At 69.8% G+C, this 22,526-nt stretch carries 22 protein-coding genes; 21 read left to right on the top strand and 1 reads right to left on the bottom strand.

The genetic code is table 11. The features are described from left to right. The first annotated feature begins 183 nt into the window (after positions 1–183). The 15 genes from QMK30_RS25425 to nusB all read left to right on the top strand — a co-directional run bounded on the left by QMK30_RS25425 (position 184) and on the right by nusB (position 13,659). Positions 184–612: a DUF948 domain-containing protein gene (locus QMK30_RS25425; protein WP_283520645.1), complete on the top strand. Its 429-nt coding sequence runs from the start codon at positions 184–186 to the stop codon at positions 610–612. 7 nt (positions 613–619) lie between these two features. Then, complete coding sequence (locus tag QMK30_RS25420; RefSeq protein ID WP_283520644.1) at positions 620–931, top strand: DUF6167 family protein; 312 nt, start codon at positions 620–622, stop codon at positions 929–931. Further along, positions 931–3,600 carry an alanine--tRNA ligase gene (alaS, locus tag QMK30_RS25415; protein ID WP_283520642.1) on the top strand — a complete coding sequence of 890 codons (2,670 nt, stop codon included), beginning with the start codon at positions 931–933 and terminating at the stop codon, positions 3,598–3,600. The genes QMK30_RS25420 and alaS overlap by 1 nt, the downstream gene beginning before the upstream one ends. A 6-nt stretch (positions 3,601–3,606) precedes the next feature. Beyond that, positions 3,607–4,071: a Holliday junction resolvase RuvX gene (gene ruvX, locus QMK30_RS25410; RefSeq protein ID WP_283520641.1), complete on the top strand. Its 465-nt coding sequence runs from the start codon at positions 3,607–3,609 to the stop codon at positions 4,069–4,071. 126 nt (positions 4,072–4,197) lie between these two features. Next, positions 4,198–5,922, top strand: a complete 1,725-nt coding sequence (gene mltG / locus QMK30_RS25405) for an endolytic transglycosylase MltG (RefSeq protein WP_283520640.1) — start codon at positions 4,198–4,200, stop codon at positions 5,920–5,922. After that, the gene (locus tag QMK30_RS25400) at positions 5,900–6,766 is read left to right on the top strand and encodes a shikimate dehydrogenase (protein ID WP_283520639.1); all 867 of its coding nucleotides are present in this window, start codon (positions 5,900–5,902) and stop codon (positions 6,764–6,766) included. Before mltG ends, QMK30_RS25400 begins: the two co-directional genes overlap by 23 nt. Before the next feature lie 14 nt (positions 6,767–6,780). Further along, positions 6,781–7,056, top strand: coding sequence for a hypothetical protein (locus tag QMK30_RS25395; protein WP_283520638.1), 276 nt, complete (start codon positions 6,781–6,783; stop codon positions 7,054–7,056). A 125-nt stretch (positions 7,057–7,181) separates the two neighbouring features. Further along, positions 7,182–8,366 carry a chorismate synthase gene (gene aroC, locus QMK30_RS25390; protein WP_283520637.1) on the top strand — a complete coding sequence of 395 codons (1,185 nt, stop codon included), beginning with the start codon at positions 7,182–7,184 and terminating at the stop codon, positions 8,364–8,366. Continuing rightward, the gene (locus QMK30_RS25385) at positions 8,363–8,878 is read left to right on the top strand and encodes a shikimate kinase (RefSeq protein ID WP_283520636.1); all 516 of its coding nucleotides are present in this window, start codon (positions 8,363–8,365) and stop codon (positions 8,876–8,878) included. The genes aroC and QMK30_RS25385 overlap by 4 nt, the downstream gene beginning before the upstream one ends. Next, a complete protein-coding gene (aroB, locus tag QMK30_RS25380; RefSeq protein WP_283520635.1) occupies positions 8,875–9,972 on the top strand; it encodes a 3-dehydroquinate synthase in 1,098 nt (365 codons plus the stop codon). The genes QMK30_RS25385 and aroB overlap by 4 nt, the downstream gene beginning before the upstream one ends. Continuing rightward, complete coding sequence (gene aroQ / locus QMK30_RS25375) at positions 9,969–10,418, top strand: type II 3-dehydroquinate dehydratase (protein ID WP_283520634.1); 450 nt, start codon at positions 9,969–9,971, stop codon at positions 10,416–10,418. Before aroB ends, aroQ begins: the two co-directional genes overlap by 4 nt. Before the next feature lie 120 nt (positions 10,419–10,538). Beyond that, entirely contained in the window at positions 10,539–11,369 is an 831-nt protein-coding gene (locus QMK30_RS25370; protein ID WP_283520633.1) for a Pro-rich N-terminal domain-containing protein, read from the top strand. 109 nt (positions 11,370–11,478) lie between these two features. Then, a complete protein-coding gene (locus tag QMK30_RS25365) occupies positions 11,479–12,591 on the top strand; it encodes a M24 family metallopeptidase (RefSeq protein WP_283520632.1) in 1,113 nt (370 codons plus the stop codon). 61 nt (positions 12,592–12,652) lie between these two features. Further along, the gene (gene efp, locus QMK30_RS25360; protein WP_283520631.1) at positions 12,653–13,219 is read left to right on the top strand and encodes an elongation factor P; all 567 of its coding nucleotides are present in this window, start codon (positions 12,653–12,655) and stop codon (positions 13,217–13,219) included. A gap of 2 nt (positions 13,220–13,221) precedes the next feature. Then, on the top strand, positions 13,222–13,659 hold the full coding sequence (gene nusB / locus QMK30_RS25355) for a transcription antitermination factor NusB (RefSeq protein WP_283520630.1): 438 nt from the start codon (positions 13,222–13,224) through the stop codon (positions 13,657–13,659). Positions 13,660–13,860: 201 nt separating this feature from the next. Here nusB and bldD read toward each other — a convergent pair whose 3' ends face one another. Next, on the bottom strand, positions 13,861–14,361 hold the full coding sequence (bldD, locus tag QMK30_RS25350) for a transcriptional regulator BldD (RefSeq protein ID WP_283520629.1): 501 nt from the start codon (positions 14,359–14,361) through the stop codon (positions 13,861–13,863). Positions 14,362–14,557: 196 nt separating this feature from the next. Here bldD and pyrR point away from each other — a divergent pair, with 196 nt between their 5' ends. The 6 genes from pyrR to carB all read left to right on the top strand — a co-directional run bounded on the left by pyrR (position 14,558) and on the right by carB (position 22,524). Beyond that, positions 14,558–15,133 (top strand): bifunctional pyr operon transcriptional regulator/uracil phosphoribosyltransferase PyrR, encoded by a 576-nt coding sequence (gene pyrR, locus QMK30_RS25345; RefSeq protein WP_283520628.1) that lies wholly within the window; start codon positions 14,558–14,560, stop codon positions 15,131–15,133. Positions 15,134–15,227: 94 nt separating this feature from the next. Then, positions 15,228–16,211 (top strand): aspartate carbamoyltransferase catalytic subunit, encoded by a 984-nt coding sequence (locus QMK30_RS25340; protein WP_283520627.1) that lies wholly within the window; start codon positions 15,228–15,230, stop codon positions 16,209–16,211. A gap of 2 nt (positions 16,212–16,213) precedes the next feature. Further along, the gene (locus tag QMK30_RS25335; protein WP_283520626.1) at positions 16,214–17,500 is read left to right on the top strand and encodes a dihydroorotase; all 1,287 of its coding nucleotides are present in this window, start codon (positions 16,214–16,216) and stop codon (positions 17,498–17,500) included. Next, the gene (locus tag QMK30_RS25330; protein ID WP_283520625.1) at positions 17,497–18,087 is read left to right on the top strand and encodes a PH-like domain-containing protein; all 591 of its coding nucleotides are present in this window, start codon (positions 17,497–17,499) and stop codon (positions 18,085–18,087) included. The genes QMK30_RS25335 and QMK30_RS25330 overlap by 4 nt, the downstream gene beginning before the upstream one ends. Then, positions 18,084–19,220, top strand: a complete 1,137-nt coding sequence (gene carA, locus QMK30_RS25325) for a glutamine-hydrolyzing carbamoyl-phosphate synthase small subunit (RefSeq protein ID WP_283520624.1) — start codon at positions 18,084–18,086, stop codon at positions 19,218–19,220. Before QMK30_RS25330 ends, carA begins: the two co-directional genes overlap by 4 nt. Further along, entirely contained in the window at positions 19,213–22,524 is a 3,312-nt protein-coding gene (carB, locus tag QMK30_RS25320; protein ID WP_283520623.1) for a carbamoyl-phosphate synthase large subunit, read from the top strand. The genes carA and carB overlap by 8 nt, the downstream gene beginning before the upstream one ends. Positions 22,525–22,526 lie beyond the last annotated feature (2 nt).

Genomic DNA, 22,526 nt, shown 5'->3' with positions numbered 1-22,526 from the left:
GCGGACGGGGACCCGGGGCGAGAAGAGCGTCGCACAGAACACGGAGCGTACTGATACGTAAGCACTCCGTACAATCGTCCCGGACAACTCCCGCCTCTCGCAGGCGTAATGCGGTACGGGCGGTGAGCCCCGGCGCGATAGGCTCGCAGGACGATTTTTTTCACGTAAAGGGAGCGGTGCAAAGTGTCCGGTGGAGAGGTTGCCGGGATCCTGGTGGCCGTCTTCTGGGCGATTCTGGTCTCCTTCCTCGCCGTGGTGCTGGTGAGGCTGGCCCAGACGCTCAGGGCGACGACCAAGCTGGTGGCGGACGTGACCGAGCAGGCAGTCCCGCTGCTCGCCGACGCCTCCGCGACCGTGCGCTCCGCGCAGACCCAGCTCGACCGGGTCGACGCCATCGCCACGGACGTTCAGGAAGTCACCTCCAACGCGTCCGCGCTCTCGACCACGGTCGCGTCCACCTTCGGCGGCCCGCTGGTGAAGGTCGCGGCCTTCGGGTACGGCGTACGCCGGGCCATCGGCCGCAGCAAGGACATGCCGGCCCAACCGTCCCGGCGTGCCGTCATCGTCGGCCGGGCAGTGCCGTCCGACCGACGCAGGAAGCGGAAGGGCTGAAGCCGCAATGTTCCGCCGTACGTTCTGGTTCACCGCGGGCGCCGCAGCCGGTGTGTGGGCCACCACCAAGGTCAACCGCAAGATCAAGCAGCTGACGCCCGAGAGTCTCGCCGCGCAGGCCGCCGACAAGGCGGTCGAGGCGGGCCACCGGCTCAAGGACTTCGCGCTCGACGTCCGGGCCGGCATGGCGCAGCGCGAGAGCGAGCTGGGCGAGGCGCTCGGCCTGGAACAGCAGAACGATCCCGAACTTCCCGCGCAGCGACGCATCGCTGCCATCGAGCACCCCAAGCATTCGTACAACCGGAATGAGGACCACTAATGGAGTCGGCTGAAATCCGCCGTCGCTGGCTGCGCTTCTTCGAGGAGCGCGGACACACCGTCGTGCCCTCGGCGTCGCTGATCGCGGACGACCCGACCCTGCTGCTGGTCCCCGCGGGCATGGTGCCCTTCAAGCCGTACTTCCTCGGCGAGGTCAAGCCGCCCGCTCCGCGCGTCACCAGCGTGCAGAAGTGCGTGCGTACGCCGGACATCGAAGAGGTCGGCAAGACCACCCGGCACGGCACGTTCTTCCAGATGTGCGGCAACTTCTCCTTCGGGGACTACTTCAAGGAAGGCGCCATCAAGTTCGCCTGGGAGCTGCTGACCAGTTCCATCGCGGACGGTGGCTACGGCCTGGACCCCGAGCGCCTGTGGATCACGGTCTACCTGGACGACGACGAGGCCGAGCGGATCTGGCGCGAGGTCGTCGGCGTGCCCGCCGAGCGCATCCAGCGCCTGGGCAAGAAGGACAACTTCTGGTCCATGGGCGTGCCGGGACCGTGCGGCCCGTGCTCCGAGATCAACTACGACCGGGGCCCCGACTTCGGCGTCGAGGGTGGCCCCGCCGTCAACGACGAGCGTTACGTGGAGATCTGGAACCTGGTCTTCATGCAGTACGAGCGCGGCGCCGGTGAGGGCAAGGACGACTTCCCGATCCTCGGTGACCTGCCGTCACAGAACATCGACACCGGTCTCGGCCTCGAGCGCCTGGCGATGATCCTCCAGGACGTGCGGAACCTGTACGAGATCGACACCTCGCAGGTCGTCATCGACAAGGCCACCGAGCTGACCGGCGTGCGGTACGGCGCCGAACACGCCTCGGACGTCTCGCTGCGCGTCGTCACCGACCACATGCGTACGTCCGTGATGCTCATCGGCGACGGCGTCACCCCCGGCAACGAGGGCCGCGGCTATGTGCTGCGCCGCATCATGCGCCGCGCCATCCGCAACATGCGCCTGCTCGGCGCCAACGGACCAGTCGTCGCGGAACTGGTCGACACGGTCATCAAGACCATGGGCGAGCAGTACCCGGAGCTGCTCACCGAGCGCAAGCGCATCGAAACCGTGGCCCTGGCCGAGGAGGCCGCCTTCGTCAAGACGTTGAAGGCCGGCACCAACATCCTCGACACCGCCGTCACCGAGACCAAGGCCTCGGGTGCGCAGGTCCTCGCCGGTGAGAAGGCCTTCTTGCTCCACGACACCTGGGGCTTCCCGATCGACCTCACCCTGGAGATGGCCGCCGAGCAGGGGCTTTCCGTGGACGAGGACGGTTTCCGCCGCCTGATGAAGGACCAGCGGGAGCGTGCCAAGGCCGACGCCAGGTCCAAGAAGACCGGCCACGCCGACCTCTCCGCCTATCGCCAGGTCGTCGACGCCTCGGGCACCACCGAGTTCACCGGATACACCCAGACCGAGGGCGAGTCCACCGTCGTGGGCCTGCTCGTCGACGGTGTGCCCTCGCCGGCCGCCACCGAGGGCGACGAGGTCGAGATCGTCCTCGACCGCACCCCGTTCTATGCCGAGGGCGGCGGCCAGCAGGCAGACCAGGGCCGCATCAGGCTCGACTCCGGCGCGGTCGTGGTCGTGCGCGACGTACAGCAGCCGGTCCCCGGCATCAGCATCCACAAGGGTTCCGTGCAGGTCGGAGAGGTGACGGTGGGAGCTTCGGCGCACGCCGCCATCGACCTGACGCGCCGCAGGGCCATCGCCCGCGCCCACAGCGCCACGCACCTCACGCACCAGGCGCTGCGCGACGCTCTCGGCCCGACCGCCGCCCAGGCCGGCTCCGAGAACTCTCCCGGCCGGTTCCGCTTCGACTTCGGCTCGCCGGCCGCCGTGCCCGGCGCGGTCCTCACCGACGTCGAGCAGAAGATCAACGAGGTGCTTTCCCGGGAGCTGGACGTCACCGCCGAGGTGATGTCCATGGAGCAGGCCAAGAAGCAGGGCGCCATCGCCGAGTTCGGCGAGAAGTACGGCGACAAGGTGCGCGTGGTCACCATCGGCGACTTCTCCAAGGAGTTGTGCGGCGGTACGCACGTCCACAACACCGCCCAGCTGGGTCTGGTGAAGCTGCTCGGCGAGTCGTCGATCGGCTCGGGCGTACGGCGTGTCGAGGCCCTGGTCGGTGTCGACGCGTACCACTTCCTCGCCAGGGAGCACACCGTCGTCGCCCAGCTCCAGGAGCTGGTCAAGGGCCGTCCCGAGGAGCTCCCTGAGAAGATCTCCGGGATGCTCGCCAAGCTCAAGGACGCCGAGAAGGAAATCGAGAAGTACCGCGGCGAGAAGGTCCTGCAGGCCGCGGCGGGTCTGGTCTCCGGCGCCAAGGACGTGCACGGCGTGGCTCTGGTCACCGGCCAGGTGCCCGACGGCACCTCGGCCGACGACCTGCGCAAGCTGGTCCTGGACGTCCGCGGCCGCATCCAGGGCGACCGGGCCGCCGTGGTCGCCCTGTTCACCACGGTCAACGGGCGCCCGCTGACGGTCATCGCCACCAACGAGGCCGCCCGCGAGCGCGGCCTCAAGGCCGGCGAGCTGGTCCGTACGGCCGCCAAGACCCTCGGTGGCGGCGGCGGCGGCAAGCCGGACGTCGCCCAGGGCGGCGGGCAGAACCCGGACGCCATCGGGGACGCCGTGGCCGCCGTCGAGCGCGCCGTCGCCGAAACGGCCTGACCCGCCGTGCGCAGAGGCCGTCGCCTCGCGATCGATGTCGGGGACGCCCGGATCGGGGTCGCCTCGTGCGACCCCGACGGGGTCCTCGCCACGCCGGTGGAGACCGTGCCGGGACGTGACGTCCCGGCCGCCCACCGGCGGCTGAAGCAGCTCGTCGACGAGTACGAACCCATCGAGGTCGTGGTCGGCCTCCCTCGCTCCCTCAACGGGGGTGAGGGGCCGGCCGCGGCCAAGGTGCGGATCTTCGCCCAGGAGATCGCGCGGGGCATCGCGCCCGTCCCGGTGCGACTGGTCGACGAGAGGATGACCACAGTGACGGCCAGTCAGGGGCTGCGGGCTTCGGGCGTGAAGTCCAAGAAAGGCCGGTCGGTTATCGACCAAGCGGCCGCAATCGTCATCCTTCAGAACGCGCTTGAGGCCGAACGGGGCTCAGGTAAACCCCCGGGCGAGGGCGTCGAAGTGGTTGTCTGATCGCGATACGGTAACGTTCCGCGCGATGCGGCGGCGTTCGAACAACTGCCGCACAAAGAAGAGGCGGAACCGGTTGCCGTGCCCCACGCGCGATGCAGCCGACGCCTCGCGGCTCTATGGGGTTTGATGACTGACTATGGCCGGGGCACAGGTCGTGAACCGTGGCATCCCGAAGACCCGTTGTACGGGGACCCGGGGTGGGACGGACAGCAGGCCGCGCACGGCCAGGGTTCCTACGGCGGCCAGCCGCAACAGCCCCAGCAGCCGTACTACGACGGGCAGCAGCAGCAGCCCCAACAGCCGCAGCAGCCCTATTACGACGGGCAGCAGCAGCCTCAGTACGACGGCCAACGGCAGCCGCGGCAGCAGCCTCAGTGCGACAGCGGGCAGCAACAGCAACACCCCGGGTACCCGGACCAGCAGCAGTACAACAACGCCGGCTGGGACACGGGCCAGCAGCAGGGCGCCGTCCCGTACGACGTGAATCCGGCCGACCCGTACGGCGGACAGCAGCCCGGCTTCGGCGGCGAGAGCCCCGACTACTACGGCACACCCGAGGCGTACCCCCCACCGCAGCCGCCCGGCCGGCGCCACAGCGTGCCGGAGCAGAGCGACGACTGGGACGCCACGCCCGAGGCGGAGGCTCCCGAGGAGCACCCCTTCTTCGCCGGCGGCAGCGACCGTGACGGCGACGACGACGGCGCGTACGACGACGATCCGGGCGAAAAGCGCCGGGGACGCGGCGGCGACCGCCGGGGCAGGACCAAGAAGAAGAGCCGCACCGGCTGCGCCTGTCTGATCCTGTCGCTGGTGATGGCCGGTGGCGTGGGCGGGATCGCCTACTTCGGCTACGAGTTCTGGCAGGACCGTTTCGGCGAGCCCGCCGACTTCGCGGGCGGTGGCACGGGGTCGGTCGAGATCGAGGTCCCCAAGGGCGCGGGCGCGGCCGTGATGGGCTCCATCCTGGAGAAGGAAGGCGTGGTCAAGAGCGCCGGAGCCTTCGTGTCGGCGGCGGCAGGCAATCCCAAGTCCAGGGGAATCCAGCCGGGCATCTACCCGTTGAAGAAGGAGATGTCCGCCAAGGCGGCTCTCGAAGTGATGGTCAACCCGTCGAATCTCAATGCCCTGATCGTCAGCGAAGGTCAGCGGAACGTAAAGATCTACGCGGAGATCGACGAGCGGCTGAAGCTCAAGGACGGGACGACCGGGGACGTCGCGAAGAGCGAGTCCAAGAATCTCGGACTGCCCGCCTGGGCTAATGACAATACGAAGATCAAGGACCCGCTGGAGGGATTTCTCTACCCCTCGCGCTACGACGTGGGCGGCAGGTCGACCCCCAAGTCCGTACTCAAGGAAATGGTCTCGCGGGCGAGCACTCAGTACGCGAGCCAGGACCTCGAAGCGCAGGCCAACCGGCTCGGTCTCGACTCCCCGCTGCAGGTCATCACGGTCGCGAGCCTTGTGCAGGCCGAGGGGAAGACGCACGAGGACTTCCGTAAAATGGCGGAGGTCGTATTCAACCGTCTCAAGCCCGACAATGACCAGACGAATCAAAAGCTCCAGTTCGACTCGGCCTTCAATTACCTCAGAGGTCAGAGCAACATCAAGATCAGCGAGTCCGAGATCAACAGCAACCCGGACCCGTACAACACCTATTTCCATAAGGGCCTTACCCCCGGCCCCATCGGAAATCCGGGCTCCGAGGCGATGGCCGCCGCCCTGAACCCGACGAAGGGCGGCTGGCTGTATTTCGTGGCGACCGACGGTGAGCGCCAGACGGAGTTCGCCAAGACCATCGCCGAATTCAATAAGCTGAAGGACAAGTTCAATGAAAGCCAGGGACTCGACTGAGGCGCGCCGGGCGGCCGTTCTCGGGTCGCCCATCGCCCACTCGCTCTCACCCGTGCTGCACCGCGCCGCCTATCAGGAACTCGGTCTCGCCCACTGGTCGTACGACCGCTTCGAGGTGGACGAGGCCGCGCTCCCCGGCTTCGTGGAGGGGCTCGACGCCTCCTGGGCGGGGCTGTCGCTGACCATGCCGCTCAAGCGGGCGATCATCCCGCTGCTCGACGCGGTCAGTGACACGGCGGCCTCGGTCGAGGCGGTCAACACCGTCGTGCTCACCGAGGACGGCCGCCGCACGGGCGACAACACCGACATTCCCGGGATGATCGCCGCACTGCGTGAGCGGGGTGTGGACCAGGTGGAGTCCGCCGCCGTCCTGGGCGCGGGCGCCACCGCGTCCTCGGCGCTCGCAGCGCTCTCCCGCATCTGTACGGGACCGGTCACCGCGTATGTGCGCAGCGCGGCCCGCGCCGACGAGATGCGGCAGTGGGGGGAGCGGCTCGGGGTGCGGGTGCGCATCGCGGACTGGGCGGAGGCGGACCTGGCGCTGAGCGCACCGCTGGTCGTGGCCACCACCCCGGCCGGCGCCACCGACGACCTCGCGAAGTCCGTCCCCGACCACCCGGGCACGCTCTTCGACGTCCTGTACAACCCGTGGCCGACCGCTCTGGCCGGCGCCTGGTCGGCGCGCGGCGGCGCGGTCGTAGGCGGCCTCGACCTTCTGGTGCACCAGGCGGTCCTCCAAGTGGAGCAAATGACGGGCCGCGCCGTCGCACCGCTCGCGGTCATGCGGAAAGCCGGGGAGCAGGCGCTCGCCGCCCGCTGGAATTCTCCGGGTTCGTACGCATGACGGGGGAGAACATCATGGGCACGATTGATTTTGGGCTGCCACAGGCCTCCGGGGTCGGCAAGGTACTCGACGGGCTGTTCACCTTCGCGCCCGACTGGGTGCGGATGACGGTGCTCGCACTGGTCGTGGCCGGTTTTCTGGCCGTCTGGTCCGTGAAGCTCAAGCGGAAGACCGAATACCGGCGCGCGGTGCGCTCCGGGCAGCCGATTCACGCCGCCGCCCAGTACGGGCAGGGACGCGGCGCCGACCACCTCGGCTCGTACGCGCCCGGGGACGGCGATCGGGCCTGACGGTCGTCCGACTGCTGGACCTGGGGCCGGGCCGGGGGCCGGTCGTGGGAGGATCGGGGATGGCGGGCCAGGGCCGCGCACCCGGTCGCGCCGCAGCAGTTCGGGCGCGAGCATGAGGAGCATCGTTGAGCAGGTTGCGCTGGCTGACCGCGGGGGAGTCCCACGGCCCCGCACTCGTCGCGACGCTGGAGGGCCTTCCCTCCGGCGTACCCATCACCACGGACATGGTGGCGGACGCGCTGGCCCGGCGGCGGCTCGGCTATGGCCGCGGTGCCCGCATGAAGTTCGAGAAGGACGACGTCACCTTCCTCGGCGGCGTACGGCACGGCCTGACCATGGGCGGACCCGTCGCGATCATGGTGGGCAACACCGAGTGGCCCAAGTGGGAGCAGGTCATGTCGGCCGACCCGGTCGACCCCGACGAGCTGGCCAAGCTCGCCCGCAACGCCCCGCTGACCCGCCCGCGCCCCGGCCACGCCGACCTCGCGGGCATGCAGAAGTACGCACTCGACGAGGCCCGTCCGGTCCTGGAGCGCGCCAGCGCCCGGGAGACCGCGGCCCGCGTCGCGCTGGGCACGGTCGCCCGCTCGTACCTCAAGCAGACCACCGGCATCGAGATCGTCTCGCACGTCGTCGAGCTGGCCGCGGCCAAGGCGCCGTACGGCATCGTCCCGGTCCCCGGCGACGAGGCGAAGCTCGACGCCGATCCGGTGCGCTGCCTGGACGCGGCCGCCAGCGAGGCGATGGTCGCCGAGATCGACCAGGCGCACAAGGACGGCGACACCCTCGGGGGCGTCGTCGAGGTCCTCGCGTACAACGTGCCGGTGGGCCTCGGCTCGTTCGTGCACTGGGACCGGCGCCTGGACGCCCGGTTGGCCGCCGCCCTCATGGGCATCCAGGCCATCAAGGGTGTCGAGGTCGGCGACGGCTTCGGCCTCGCCCGGGTGCCCGGCTCCCAGGCGCACGACGAGATCGTCCCCACCGAGGACGGCGTGCGCCGTACGTCCGGCCGGGCCGGCGGCACCGAGGGCGGCATGTCCACCGGTGAACTGCTGCGTGTCCGGGCCGCGATGAAGCCCATCGCGACCGTGCCGCGCGCGCTGGCCACCATCGACACCGTCACCGGTGAGGTCGCCGCGGCCCACCACCAGCGCTCCGACGTGTGCGCAGTGCCCGCCGCCGGGATCGTGGCCGAGGCCATGGTCGCGCTGGTCCTCGCGGACGCGGTCGGCGAGAAGTTCGGCGGCGACAGCGTCGGCGAGACCCGCCGCAACGTGCAGGGCTACCTCGACACGCTGGTCGTACGGTGACCGGCCCTCTGGTCGTCCTGGTCGGCCCCATGGGCGTCGGCAAGTCCACGGTCGGCGAACTGCTGGCCGCGCGGCTCGGCTGTGCGTACCGGGACACCGACGCGGACATCGTCGAGGCCGAGGGCCGGCCGATCTCGGAGATCTTCGTCGAGGCGGGCGAACCGTACTTCCGTGACCTGGAGCGCGAGGCGGTCCGCGCGGCGCTCACCGAGCACACCGGCGTACTCGCCCTGGGCGGCGGCGCGGTCCTCGACGAGGGAACCCGCGCGTCCCTGGCGGGACACCCGGTCGTCTATCTCTCCATGCACGTGGGCGAGGCGCTCAAGCGGGTCGGGCTCAACACCGCGCGCCCACTGCTGGCCGTCAATCCGCGCCAGCAGTGGAAGCTCCTGATGGAGGCGCGACGCCCTCTCTACACCGAGGTCGCCGGCGCCGTCGTCGCCACTGACGACCGCACCCCCGAAGAGGTCGCACAGGCGGTCCTCGACGCACTGGAATTGAAGGAAGCATGACGGAGCAGGCAGCACCCACCCGTATCCAGATCGGCGGCAGCGAGGGCGCGGAGCCGTACGAGGTGCTGGTCGGACGGCAGCTCCTCGGGGAGCTCCCCGGGCTGATCGGCGAGCGTGCCGAGCGCGTGGCCGTCCTGCACCCGGAGGCGCTCGCGGGCACCGGTGAGGCGATCCGTGAGGACCTCGCGAGCCAGGGCTACGAGGTCATCGCGATCCAGCTGCCGAACGCCGAGGAGTCCAAGACCGTCGAGGTCGCGGCGTACTGCTGGAAGGCGCTCGGCCAGACCAACTTCACCCGTACCGACGTCATCGTCGGCGTCGGCGGCGGCGCCACCACCGATGTGGCGGGCTTCGTCGCGGCGACATGGCTGCGCGGGGTGCGCTGGGTCGCCGTACCGACGACCGTGCTGGGCATGGTCGACGCTGCCGTCGGTGGCAAGACCGGCATCAACACCGCCGAGGGCAAGAACCTCGTCGGCGCCTTCCACCCGCCGGCCGGTGTGCTGTGCGACCTGGTGGCGCTGGACTCGTTGCCGGTCAACGACTACATCAGCGGTCTCGCCGAGGTCATCAAGGCGGGCTTCATCGCCGACCCGGTGATCCTCGAACTGATCGAGGAGGACCCGGTTGGGGCCCGCTCGCCCGAGGGGCGGCACGCCGCCGAGCTGATCGAGCGCGCCATCCGGGTCAAGGCCGATGTCGTCTCCAGCGACCTCAAGGAATCGGGTCTGCGCGAGATCCTCAACTACGGGCACACCCTGGGGCACGCGATTGAGAAGAACGAGCGCTACAACTGGCGGCACGGTGCCGCGGTGTCCATCGGCATGGTCTTCGCCGCCGAACTGGGCCGTCTCGCGGGCCGCCTCGACGACGCGACCGCCGACCGGCACAGCGCGGTCCTGGAGTCGGTCGGGCTGCCGCTCACCTACCGCGGCGACCAGTGGCCCAAGCTCCTGGAGACCATGAAGGTCGACAAGAAGTCCCGCGGCAATCTGCTGCGCTTCATCGTCCTCGACGGTCTCGCCAAGCCGACGGTCCTCGAAGGCCCGGACCCGGCGGTGCTGCTGGCCGCCTACGGCGAGGTGTCCAAGTGACAGCGGCGACGCGGCGGGTGCTGGTGCTCAACGGGCCCAACCTCGGCAGGCTCGGCTCGCGCGAGCCCGATGTCTACGGGGCGACGTCCTACAGCGGACTCGTGGAGGAGTGCGGGCGGCTCGGCAAGCAGCTCGGTTTCGACGTCGATGTCCGCGAGACCAATGACGAGGGCGAGCTGATCCGCTGGCTGCACGAGGCCGCCGACGGTTCAATTCCGGTCGTTCTCAACCCGGGTGCCTTCACGCACTACTCGTACGGAATGCGGGACGCGGCCGCCCAGCGCACCGCGCCGCTCATCGAGGTGCACATCTCGAATCCGTACACACGCGAGGAATTCCGGCACACCTCGGTGGTCGCGTCCGTCGCCAGCGGCACCATCGCGGGCTTCGGAATCGGCTCCTACCGCCTGGCCCTGCGCGCCCTCGCCGACGAACTCGACGGCTGACAGGGCACTCTGGGCCTGCCCCGGCCGTTCACAGTGCAGCGGCCGGGGCAGGTACCGTTCAGTAGGCCTTGGCCGCCCCGGCCCAGCACGAGTCGCCTGTACGAGACGGAGTGGCACCGGATGCAGCACGCTATGGGGGCTCCGCTGCCACCGCCCCACGAGGCCGGCGCCGCGTGGGCGCAGGGCGCCCCGCACCCCGCCGGGCCCCCGGCACCCCACGGACCCCCGCAGGCCCCTCCAGGGCCCGCCCCGGCCCTCGGCTGGACGGCGCACGCCCCGCAGCACCCTCAGGGACCGGCGTCCCGGGACACCACGGGACACATACAGCTGCCGCCCGGCGGCCCCGTTCCCGTGCCCGCGCCGCCACCCGCCGCGGCGCCCGCCAACACCGGCAGCACGACGCTGGCCGTGCTCCTCATCGGCCCGGCCGGTGCGGGCAAGACAACCGTCGCCAAGTACTGGGCGCAGCACCGCCGGGTGCCGACCGCGCACATCAGCCTCGACGATGTACGCGAATGGGTCTGCTCGGGGTTCGCCGACCCGCAGTCCGGCTGGAACGACCACTCCGAGGCCCAGTACCGCCTCGCCCGCCGCACCTGCGGCTTCGCCGCCCGCAACTTCCTGGCCAACGGCATCTCGTGCATTGTCGACGACGCCGTCTTCCCGGACCGGCCCGTCGTCGGGCTCGGTGGCTGGAAGCGCCATGTCGGACCCGGGCTGCTGCCCGTCGTGATCCTTCCCGGCCTGGAGATCGTGCTGGAGCGCAACGCCCAGCGCGGTGGCAACCGCCGTCTCTCGGACGAGGAAGTCGCCCGTATCCACGGCCGGATGGCCGGCTGGTACGGCTCGGGGCTGCCGATCATCGACAACTCGCAGTACGACGTGCCGACCACGGCCCGGGTGCTGGACGAGGTGCTGGCGCGCTCCATCGCCAGCCCGCCCAGCTGGTAGCCGCCCGCTCAGATCCGGGGGAGCGCCCCGGACCTTGGTGCGGCGGCCCCGCCGCCCGGTCGGACGCGCTGAACCGGCCGGGTCGCGCGGGCGCTCGTAGGCTCGTGGCATGTCAGAGGTGTATGCGGTTCGCCGCGGACGGCTGCGTGACCGGTGTGCCGCAGCCGGCAGCGCCGCCGCACTCGTCTCCAGTCCCGCCAATGTCCGCTACCTCGCGGGCGGAGCGCCGCCCGGCGCCGTGCTGCTGCTCGGTCCCGGCGAGGTCGATGACGTCCTGCTCTGCCCCCGTACATCGGTGGCCGACCCCGCCGACGGCCGCCCCGACGAGTCGCTGCGGGTCACGGTCCTGCCGATGCCGGGAGGCGATACCGTCGTCGCGGCGGCCGGCCTCGTCGCCGCTTCCGGCGCGCAGTCCCTCGCCGTGGAGGAGCACCACCTCACCGTCACCCGGCACCGGGCGCTCGGCTCGGTCGCGCCGCGGCTGCTCCTGCACGATCTCGCGGGCGCCGTGGAGCAGCTGCGGATCGTCAAGGGCGAGGAGGAGATCGCGAGCCTGCGGACCGCGGCCGAGATCACCGACCAGGCCCTCGGCGAACTGCTCGAATCGATTCTGGTCGGGCGCACCGAGCGTCATCTCGCGCTGGAGCTGGAGCGCCGCCTCGTCGACCACGGCTCCGACGGCCCCGCCTTCGTGACCTCGGTGGCCACCGGTCCGAATTCGGGACAGGGCAGACACCGGCCTTCGGACAGGCGGGTCGAGGAAGGAGATTTCCTCTCCGTCTGCCTCGGCGCCAACTACCGCGGCTACCGCTGCGAGATCGGCCGTACCTTCGTCATCGGCTCCACGCCCGCAGACTGGCAGATCGAGCTGTACGACCTCGTATTCGCCGCTCAGCGGGCGGGCCGGGAGGCTCTGGCACCCGGCGTCGCCTACCGCGAAGTGGACCGTGCGGCCCGCCAGGTACTGGACGCGGCGGGCTACGGAGAGAACCTCCCGGCACGGACCGGACACGGTGTGGGGCTCGAAATCGAGGAGGACCCGGAGCTGGCACCTGCGGCCATGGGTAAACTGGACGCTTGTGTGCCGGTCACCGTCGAACCGGGGGTCCACCTCCCGGGCCGGGGCGGTGTCCGGATCGATGACACGCTCGTCGTTCGCCCCGAGGCGGACGGCGGACCCGAGCTACTCACCATCACGACCAAGGAACTGCTCGCGCTGTAGCCCTGTGCCGCAGCGTGCACCCGAGGTCCCACCAGCCTTCAGTCCAGGAGATTCCGCAACCGTGGCTTCCACGAACGACCTCAAGAACGGCCTGGTGCTCAAGCTCGACGGAGGCCAGCTCTGGTCCGTCGTCGAGTTCCAGCACGTCAAGCCCGGCAAGGGCCCTGCCTTTGTGCGCACCAAGCTCAAGAACGTGCTCTCCGGCAAGGTGGTCGACAAGACCTTCAACGCCGGCGTGAAGGTCGAGACGGCCAGCATCGACAAGCGCGACATGCAGTTCTCGTTCAAGGACGGCGACAACTTCGTCTTCATGGACATGGACACGTACGACCAGATCTACGTCGATCCCAAGGTTGTCGGGGACGCCTCCAACTTCCTGCTGGAGGGCTTCGAGGCCAGCGTCGCGATGTACGAGGGCAGCCCCCTCTACATCGAGCTCCCCGCCGCGGTCGAGCTGGTCATCAAGTACACCGAGCCCGGCGTCCAGGGCGACCGCTCCACCGGCGGCTCCAAGCCGGCCGAGCTGGAGACGGGCCACGAGATCGGTGTTCCGCTCTTCATCACCACCGGTGAGAAGATCAAGGTCGACACCCGTACGGGCGACTACCTCGGCCGGGTGAACAGCTAACCGTGGCTGCCCGGAACAAGGCGCGCAAGCGCGCCTTCCAGATCCTTTTCGAGGCCGACCAGCGCGGTGAGTCCGTGCAGACGGTCCTCGCGGACTGGATTCGGCATGCCAGGACCGACGACCGGCAGCCGCCGGTGACCGAGTACACGATGTCGCTCGTCGAGGGGTACGCGGAACACGCGGACCGAATCGAGGACCTCATCGCCACCTACGCGGTGGACTGGGCGATCGACCGGATGCCCGTCGTCGACCGGAACCTCCTGCGGCTCGGCGCGTTCGAGCTGGTGTGGGTGGACGAGACGCCCGACGCGGTGGTGATCGACGAGGTGGTACAGCTCGCCAAGGAGTTCTCCACCGACGACTCCCCGTCCTTCGTGAACGGCATGCTGAGCCGTTTCAAGGACCTCAAGCCGAACCTGCGCCGCGAGAACCGCGAATAGTTCCCGCCAGGGGGACGGCTGAAAAAGGGCCTGCGACACGCTGAGAGCGTGTCGCAGGCCCTTTTCGTGGCTTCTGCGGGTCCCGGGCTCCCGACGCGCTCACGTCTCGCGTACGGGCCCGTGGGGCGACGCGGGAACGCCGGGTTTGGCAGAGGCGAAAAGCCTCCGCCAAACCCGGCGTTACGTTTCTGCTGGGTCCGCTCAGACGTCGTCGTGAGCGACCGCACGGCGCGCGTCGGAGTCCAGCACGCCCCAGCTGATGAGCTGCTCGGTCAGGACCGAGGGCGACTGGTCGTAGATCACGGCCAGGGTGCGCAGGTCGTCCTGGCGGATCGACAGCACCTTGCCGTTGTAGTCGCCGCGCTGCGACTGGATCGTGGCGGCGTACCGCTGGAGCGGGCCGGCCTTCTCCGCCGGGACGTGCGCGAGACGCTCCAGGTCGAGCCGGAGTTTGGGCGGCGGCTCAGCTGCTCCGCCTGGCGTCGTACCGGGCAGGAGCTCCTGCACGGGGACCCCGTAGAAGTCCGCCAGCTCGGCGAGGCGCTGCACGGTCACGGCGCGGTCGCCGCGCTCGTACGACCCGACTACGACGGCCTTCCAACGGCCCTGGGACTTTTCCTCGACACCGTGGAGGGAAAGGCCCTGCTGGGTGCGGATGGCGCGGAGCTTGGCCCCGAGCTGTTTGGCGTATTCGCTGGACATATGGCTCCCCGGACGAAGACTGGTAACTCACTGTGAGGTTACGCAGCGTTACTTGGATGCGTCAAGCCGAATGGTCCGGACCGGTTCTTTCCGGGGGCCCCGAGAGGGGCGCGGAAACGCCCTGGTAGTGTGGATGACGCAATTTCGACGTCCTTTAAGATCCGTCCTGTGAGGCGGAGAAGGGGGTCCGTTTTCAATGGACGCAATGAATTCCGATGAGGCACGCCCTGTCCTTGAGGGTCCCGACATCGCGCGGGTACTGACCCGCATCGCCCACGAGATCGTCGAGCGCGCCAAGGGTGCCGACGACGTGGTGCTCCTCGGCATTCCCACCCGCGGTGTCTTCCTGGCCCGTCGGCTCGCCGCGAAGCTCGAAGAGATCACCGGCCGGAAAGTGCCGGTCGGCTCCCTCGACATCACCATGTACCGCGACGACCTGCGCAGGGGCCCCGCACGTGCCCTCGCGCGTACGGAAATCCCCGACGAGGGCATCGAGGAGCGGCTCGTCGTCCTCGTCGACGACGTGCTCTTCTCCGGCCGTACGATCCGGGCCGCGCTCGACGCGCTGGGCGACATGGGCCGCCCCCGCGCCGTACAGCTCGCGGTCCTCGTCGACCGCGGTCACCGCGAACTGCCGATCCGCGCCGACTACGTCGGCAAGAACCTCCCCACGTCGTTGCGGGAGACGGTCAAGGTCCAGCTCGCCGAGGAGGACGGCCGCGACGCCGTGCTGCTCGGCCTGAAGCAGACCGCTCCGGCCGGCGAGCAGTAGCGCTTTCCCGTACGGGCCCGAGCACCGGGTCCGTACCCGGCCGCGCCCTGCCCGCCTTCACTTCAGCGCCCCTCCACGACTCACGGAGCACCAGATGAAGCGCCACCTCATCTCGGCCGCCGACCTCACCCGCGACGACGCCGTCCTGATCCTCGACACCGCCGAGGAGATGGCCCGGGTAGCGGACCGGCCGATCAAGAAGCTGCCGACACTGCGCGGACGTACCGTCGTCAACCTCTTCTTCGAGGACTCGACCCGCACCCGTATCTCCTTCGAGGCCGCCGCCAAGCGCCTCTCCGCCGATGTCATCAACTTCTCCGCGAAGGGCTCGTCCGTCTCCAAGGGCGAGTCGCTGAAGGACACCGCGCTGACGCTGGAGGCGATGGGCGCGGACGCCGTCGTCATCCGGCACGGCGCCTCCGGCGCCCCCTACCGCCTCGCGACCTCCGGCTGGATCGACGGCGCGGTCGTCAACGCGGGCGACGGCACCCACGAGCACCCCACGCAGGCGCTGCTCGACGCCTTCACCATGCGCCGACGGCTCGTCGGCGCCGACGCGGGCATAGGGCGTGACCTGGCCGGCCGTCGCATCACGATCGTCGGTGACGTCCTGCACAGCCGCGTCGCCCGCTCCAACGTCCTGCTGCTGCACACCCTCGGTGCCGAGGTGACGCTCGTCGCGCCGCCCACCCTGGTGCCGATCGGCGTTGAGAACTGGCCGTGCGGGGTCAGCTACGACCTCGACGCGGTGCTGCCGAAGTCCGACGCGGTCATGATGCTGCGGGTGCAGCGCGAGCGGATGAACGCCGCCTTCTTCCCCACCGAGCGCGAGTACTCGCGCCGCTACGGCCTGGACGGCGACCGGATGGCGCGGATGCCCGAGCACGCCATCGTGATGCACCCCGGTCCGATGAACCGCGGCATGGAGATCACCGCGCAGGTCGCGGACTCCGACCGCTGCACGGCCGTCGAGCAGGTCGCCAACGGCGTCAGCACCCGGATGGCCGTCCTCTATCTGCTTCTGGGCGGCAATGAGCCCGCCATCTCGACCAACGCCCGCACCGAGGAGAACAAGTAACCATGAACAAGATCCTGATCCGCGGTGCGAAGGTCCTGGGCGGCGAGCCGCAGGACGTCCTGATCGACGGCGAGACCATCGCCCAGGTCGGCGCCCACATCGAAGCGGGCGACGCGACCGTCGTCGAGGCGGCCGGCAAGGTCCTGCTGCCGGGCCTCGTCGATCTGCACACCCACCTGCGCGAGCCGGGCCGCGAGGACTCCGAGACCGTCCTCACCGGCACCAAGGCCGCTGCCGTCGGCGGCTTCACGGCCGTCCACGCCATGGCCAACACCTTCCCCGTCGCCGACACAGCGGGCGTCGTCGAGCAGGTCTGGCGCCTCGGCAAGGAGTCCGGCTACTGCGACGTCCAGCCCATCGGCGCCGTCACCGTCGGCCTGGAGGGCAAGAAGCTCGCCGAGCTCGGCGCCATGCACGACTCCGCCGCCGCCGTGAAGGTCTTCTCCGACGACGGCAAGTGCGTGGACGACGCCGTGATCATGCGCCGCGCGCTGGAGTACGTGAAGGCGTTCGACGGCGTCGTCGCGCAGCACGCCCAGGAGCCCCGCCTCACCGAGGGTGCCCAGATGAACGAGGGCATCGTCTCCTCGGAGCTGGGCCTCGGCGGCTGGCCGTCCGTCGCCGAGGAGTCGATCATCGCTCGCGATGTCCTCCTCGCCGCCCACGTGGACTCGCGCGTGCACATCTGCCACCTCTCGACCGCCGGTTCTGTGGAGATCGTCCGCTGGGCGAAGTCCAAGGGCTGGAACGTCACCGCCGAGGTCACCCCGCACCACCTGCTGCTGACGGACGAGCTGGTCCGTACGTACAACCCGGTCTACAAGGTGAACCCGCCGCTGCGCACCGAGGCTGACGTGATGGCCCTGCGCGAGGCCCTCGCCGACGGCACCATCGACTGCGTCGCCACCGACCACGCCCCGCACCCGCACGAGGACAAGGACTGCGAGTGGGCCGCGGCCGCCATGGGCATGGTCGGTCTGGAGACCGCCCTGTCCGTCGTCCAGCAGACGATGGTGGACAGCGGTCTGATCGACTGGGCTGGCGTCGCGGACCGGATGTCCTTCCGGCCGGCAGCCATCGGCCGCCTGGCGGGTCACGGCCGTCCCGTCTCGGCAGGCGAGCCCGCGAACCTCACCCTCATCGATCCGGCTTACCGTGGAGCCGTGGACCCCTCGGGCTTCGCCTCCCGCAGCCGCAACACCCCCTACGAGGGCCGTGAGCTGCCGGGACGCGTCACCCACACCTGGCTGAGGGGCCGCGCGACGGTCGTTGACGGGATTCTGGCGTGACACCTTTCATTCATCTGGCAGCCGAGGCCGCCGAGCAGAAGTCGGCCGAAGTGACCGACTGGGCCGCCCGCGTCGGCTGGGTCGTCGGACTGCTGCTCTTCATCACGCTCGTGTACTGGCTGATGCGCCAGGGCTGGAAATGGCGCGGCACCCTCCAGTCGGACCTGCCCGAGCTGCCCACCGCGCCCGAATCGCCCGGTGCGGCGAAGCTGAGCATGTGCGGCCGCTACCACGGGTCGACGACCGCCGGGCACTGGCTCGACCGGATCGTGGCACACGGTCTCGGCACCCGCAGCAAGGTCGAGCTGACGCTCACCGACGAAGGGCTCGACGTCGTACGCCCCGGGGCGAGCGACTTCTTCGTCCCCGTGGCGGCGCTGCGCGAGGCCCGTCTCGACAAGGGCATCGCCGGCAAGGTCCTCGCCGAGGGCGGCCTGCTGGTCGTGACCTGGCAGCACGGGGACCGGCAGATCGACTCCGGCTTCCGCTCCGACCGGGCCGCCGAGCACGCCGCCTGGGTCGAGGCGGTCAACACCATGAGCGACACCACCAGCAGGACCATCACAACGGAAGGCACCGCACGATGACGATCTCCACCCGGGGAGCCGGCAAGGCTCCCGCCGTACTCGTCCTGGAGGATGGCCGCAGCTTCCGCGGCCGTGCCTACGGGGCCGTGGGGGAGACCTTCGGCGAGGCGGTGTTCAACACCGGCATGACCGGCTACCAGGAAACCCTCACGGACCCGTCGTACCACCGTCAGGTCGTCGTGATGACGGCCCCGCACATCGGCAACACCGGCGTCAACGACGAGGACGACGAGTCCGGGAGGATCTGGGTCGCCGGTTACGTCGTGCGCGACCCCGCCCGCGTCCCGTCCAGCTGGCGCTCGCGCCGCTCCCTCGACGAGGAGCTGGTCGGACAGGGCGTCGTGGGCATCAGCGGCATCGACACCCGCGCCCTCACCCGTCACCTGCGCGAGCGCGGCGCCATGCGTGTCGGCATCTTCTCCGGGGATGCGCTCGCCGACGAGGCCACGCTGCTCGCCCGTGTCCTGCAGGCCCCCGAGATGGCGGGCGCCGACCTCGCCGCCGAGGTCGCCACCAAGGAGGCGTACATCGTCCCCGCGATCGGTGAGAAGAAGTTCACCGTCGCCGCCATCGACCTCGGCATCAAGGGCATGACCCCGCACCGGATGGCCCAGCGCGGCATCGAGGTGCACGTGCTGCCCGCCACCGCCACGGCCGACGATGTCTACGCGCTCAACCCTGACGGCGTGTTCCTCTCCAACGGCCCCGGCGACCCCGCCACCGTCGACCTCACGGTCGTCAAGGCGGTCCTGGAGCGCAGGACCCCGCTCTTCGGTATCTGCTTCGGCAACCAGATCCTGGGCCGCGCGCTCGGCTTCGGCACGTACAAGCTCAAGTACGGTCACCGCGGCATCAACCAGCCGGTGAAGGACCGCTCCACCGGCAAGGTCGAGATCACCGCGCACAACCACGGATTCGCCGTCGACGCCCCGCTCGACAAGGTCTCCGACACTCCCTTCGGCCGCGCCGAGGTCTCCCACGTCTGCCTCAACGACAACGTGGTGGAGGGCCTCCGGCTGCTCGACCGGCCGGCCTTCAGCGTCCAGTACCACCCCGAGGCGGCAGCGGGTCCGCACGACGCCGCGTACCTGTTCGACCGCTTCGTATCCCTGATGGAGGACCAGCGTGCCTAAGCGCACCGATATCCAGTCCGTCCTGGTCATCGGTTCAGGACCGATCGTCATCGGCCAGGCCGCGGAGTTCGACTACTCCGGCACCCAGGCCTGCCGCATCCTGAAGGCCGAGGGCCTGCGGGTCATCCTGGTCAACTCCAACCCGGCGACGATCATGACCGACCCGGAGATCGCCGACGCGACCTACGTCGAGCCGATCACCCCGGAGTTCGTCGAGAAGATCATCGCCAAGGAGCGCCCCGACGCGCTGCTGCCGACCCTCGGCGGCCAGACCGCGCTCAACACCGCGATCTCCATGCACGAGCAGGGTGTGCTGGAGAAGTACGGCGTCGAGCTCATCGGCGCCAACGTCGAGGCCATCAACAAGGGCGAGGACCGCCAGCTCTTCAAGGGCGTCGTCGAGGCCGTGCGCGCCAAGATCGGCCACGGCGAGTCCGCCCGCTCGGTCATCTGCCACACGATGGACGACATCATCGGCGGCGTCGAGACGCTCGGCGGCTACCCCGTCGTCGTCCGCCCCTCCTTCACCATGGGCGGCGCCGGCTCCGGCTTCGCGCACGACGAGGAGGAACTGCGCCGCATCGCCGGGCAGGGCCTGATGCTCTCGCCGACCACCGAGGTGCTCCTTGAGGAGTCCATCCTCGGCTGGAAGGAGTACGAGCTGGAGCTGATGCGCGACAAGAACGACAACGTCGTGGTCGTCTGCTCCATCGAGAACTTCGACCCGATGGGCGTGCACACCGGCGACTCGATCACCGTCGCCCCGGCGATGACGCTGACCGACCGCGAGTACCAGCGGCTGCGCGACGTGGGCATCGCGATCATCCGCGAGGTCGGCGTCGACACCGGCGGCTGCAACATCCAGTTCGCCGTCAACCCCGAAGACGGCCGGATCATCGTCATCGAGATGAACCCGCGCGTCTCGCGCTCATCGGCGCTCGCGTCGAAGGCCACGGGATTCCCGATCGCGAAGATCGCCGCCCGTCTGGCCGTCGGCTACACGCTGGACGAGATCCCCAACGACATCACCGAGAAGACACCGGCGTCCTTCGAACCCACCCTCGACTACGTCGTCGTCAAGGTGCCGCGCTTCGCGTTCGAGAAGTTCCCGGCCGCCGACGCCACCCTCACCACCACCATGAAGTCGGTGGGCGAGGCCATGGCGATCGGCCGCAACTTCACCGAGGCGCTCAACAAGGCGCTGCGCTCGCTGGAGAAGAAGGGCAGCCAGTTCACCTTCGTCGGTGAGCCCGGCGACAAGGCCGCCCTCCTGGAGACCGCGAAGGTCCCCACCGACGGGCGTATCAACACCGTCATGCAGGCGATGCGGGCCGGCGCCACCGCCGAGGAGATCTTCGGCGCCACGAAGATCGACCCGTGGTTCGTCGACCAGATGTTCCTGATCAAGGAGCACGCCGACGAGCTCGCCGCCGCCGAGAAGCTCGACCCCGAGCTGCTCGCGGACGCGAAGCGGCACGGTTTCTCCGATATCCAGATCGGCGAGATCCGCGGTCTGCGCGAGGACGTCGTCCGCGAGGTCAGGCACGCGCTCGGGGTCCGCCCGGTCTACAAGACGGTCGATACGTGCGCCGCCGAGTTCGCCGCCAACACCCCGTACTTCTACTCCTCGTACGACGAGGAGTCCGAGGTCGCACCGCGCACCAAGCCCGCCGTGATCATCCTGGGCTCGGGCCCGAACCGCATCGGCCAGGGCATCGAGTTCGACTACTCCTGCGTCCACGCCTCCTTCGCGCTCAGCGAGGCGGGCTACGAGACCGTGATGGTCAACTGCAACCCGGAGACCGTCTCCACCGACTACGACACCTCCGACCGGCTCTACTTCGAGCCGCTCACCCTGGAGGACGTGCTGGAGATCGTGCACGCCGAGTCCCTCGCTGGACCGATCGCCGGCGTCATCGTCCAGCTCGGCGGCCAGACCCCGCTGGGCCTCGCCCAGGCGCTCAAGGACAACGGCGTACCGGTCGTCGGCACCCCGCCGGAGGCGATCCACGCCGCAGAGGACCGCGGCGCGTTCGGCCGGGTACTCGACGAGGCCGGTCTGCCCGCGCCCAAGCACGGCACCGCGACGACCTTCGACGACGCCAAGGCCATCGCCGACGAGATCGGCTACCCGGTGCTCGTACGCCCGTCGTACGTGCTGGGCGGGCGCGGCATGGAGATCGTGTACGACGAGACCCGCCTCTCCTCGTACATCTCCGAGTCCACCGAGATCAGCCCCACCCGGCCGGTCCTGGTCGACCGGTTCCTCGACGACGCGATCGAGATCGACGTCGACGCGCTCTACGACGGCACCGAGCTCTACCTCGGCGGCGTCATGGAGCACATCGAGGAAGCCGGCATCCACTCCGGCGACTCCGCCTGCGCGCTGCCCCCGATCACCCTCGGCGGCTTCGACATCAAGCGGCTGCGGATCTCCACGGAGGCCATCGCCAAGGGCGTCGGCGTCCGCGGACTGATCAACATCCAGTTCGCGCTGGCCGGCGACATCCTCTACGTGCTGGAGGCCAACCCGCGCGCCTCGCGCACCGTCCCCTTCACCTCGAAGGCGACCGCGGTGCCCCTCGCGAAGGCCGCCGCCCGCATCTCGCTGGGCGCCACCGTCGCGGAACTGCGCGCCGAGGGCCTGCTGCCGAGGACCGGCGACGGCGGCACCCTGCCGCCGGACGCGCCGATCTCCGTCAAGGAGGCCGTGATGCCGTGGAGCCGCTTCCGTGACATGCACGGACGCGGCGTCGACACCGTGCTCGGCCCGGAGATGCGCTCCACCGGCGAGGTCATGGGCATCGACTCGGTCTTCGGCACGGCGTACGCCAAGTCGCAGGCCGGCGCGTACGGCCCGCTGCCCACCAAGGGCCGCACGTTCATCTCGGTCGCCAACCGCGACAAGCGCACAATGATCTTCCCGGCCCGCGAGCTCGTCGCGCACGGCTTCGAGCTGCTCGCCACCTCGGGCACCGCCGAGGTGCTGCGCCGCAACGGCATCAACGCCAGGGTGGTGCGCAAGCTGAGTGAGGGCGAGGGCCCGAACGGCGAGAAGACCATCGTCCAGCTCATCCACGACGGTGAGGTCGACCTCATCATCAACACGCCGTACGGCACGGGCGGTCGCCTTGACGGCTACGAGATCCGCACGGCGGCCGTGGCGCGCGGCGTCCCGTGCCTGACGACGGTCCAGGCACTCGCCGCCGCCGTCCAGGGCATCGACGCACTCAACCGCGGCGACGTCGGCGTCCGTTCCCTCCAGGAACACGCCGAACACCTGACCGCGGCCCGCGCGGAATAGGG

The organism is Streptomyces sp. H27-C3 (assembly GCF_030063415.1).
Classification (GTDB): Bacteria; Actinomycetota; Actinomycetes; order Streptomycetales; family Streptomycetaceae; genus Streptomyces.
The sequence above is the reverse complement of the archived record's forward strand: the minus strand, read 5'-3'. Positions and strand labels throughout refer to the sequence as shown.

Excerpts from the sequence above, each read along its gene's own strand:
- QMK30_RS25420 (WP_283520644.1), top strand. The coding sequence starts at position 620 with ATGTTCCGCCGTACGTTCTGGTTCACCGCGGGCGCCGCAGCCGGTGTG.
- alaS (WP_283520642.1), top strand. The coding sequence starts at position 931 with ATGGAGTCGGCTGAAATCCGCCGTCGCTGGCTGCGCTTCTTCGAGGAG.
- mltG (WP_283520640.1), top strand. The coding sequence starts at position 4,198 with ATGACTGACTATGGCCGGGGCACAGGTCGTGAACCGTGGCATCCCGAA.
- QMK30_RS25400 (WP_283520639.1), top strand. The coding sequence starts at position 5,900 with ATGAAAGCCAGGGACTCGACTGAGGCGCGCCGGGCGGCCGTTCTCGGG.
- QMK30_RS25395 (WP_283520638.1), top strand. The coding sequence starts at position 6,781 with ATGGGCACGATTGATTTTGGGCTGCCACAGGCCTCCGGGGTCGGCAAG.
- aroB (WP_283520635.1), top strand. The coding sequence starts at position 8,875 with ATGACGGAGCAGGCAGCACCCACCCGTATCCAGATCGGCGGCAGCGAG.
- QMK30_RS25370 (WP_283520633.1), top strand. The coding sequence starts at position 10,539 with ATGCAGCACGCTATGGGGGCTCCGCTGCCACCGCCCCACGAGGCCGGC.
- QMK30_RS25365 (WP_283520632.1), top strand. The coding sequence starts at position 11,479 with ATGTCAGAGGTGTATGCGGTTCGCCGCGGACGGCTGCGTGACCGGTGT.
- bldD (WP_283520629.1), bottom strand. The coding sequence starts at position 14,361 with ATGTCCAGCGAATACGCCAAACAGCTCGGGGCCAAGCTCCGCGCCATC.
- pyrR (WP_283520628.1), top strand. The coding sequence starts at position 14,558 with ATGGACGCAATGAATTCCGATGAGGCACGCCCTGTCCTTGAGGGTCCC.
- QMK30_RS25340 (WP_283520627.1), top strand. The coding sequence starts at position 15,228 with ATGAAGCGCCACCTCATCTCGGCCGCCGACCTCACCCGCGACGACGCC.
- QMK30_RS25335 (WP_283520626.1), top strand. The coding sequence starts at position 16,214 with ATGAACAAGATCCTGATCCGCGGTGCGAAGGTCCTGGGCGGCGAGCCG.
- carA (WP_283520624.1), top strand. The coding sequence starts at position 18,084 with ATGACGATCTCCACCCGGGGAGCCGGCAAGGCTCCCGCCGTACTCGTC.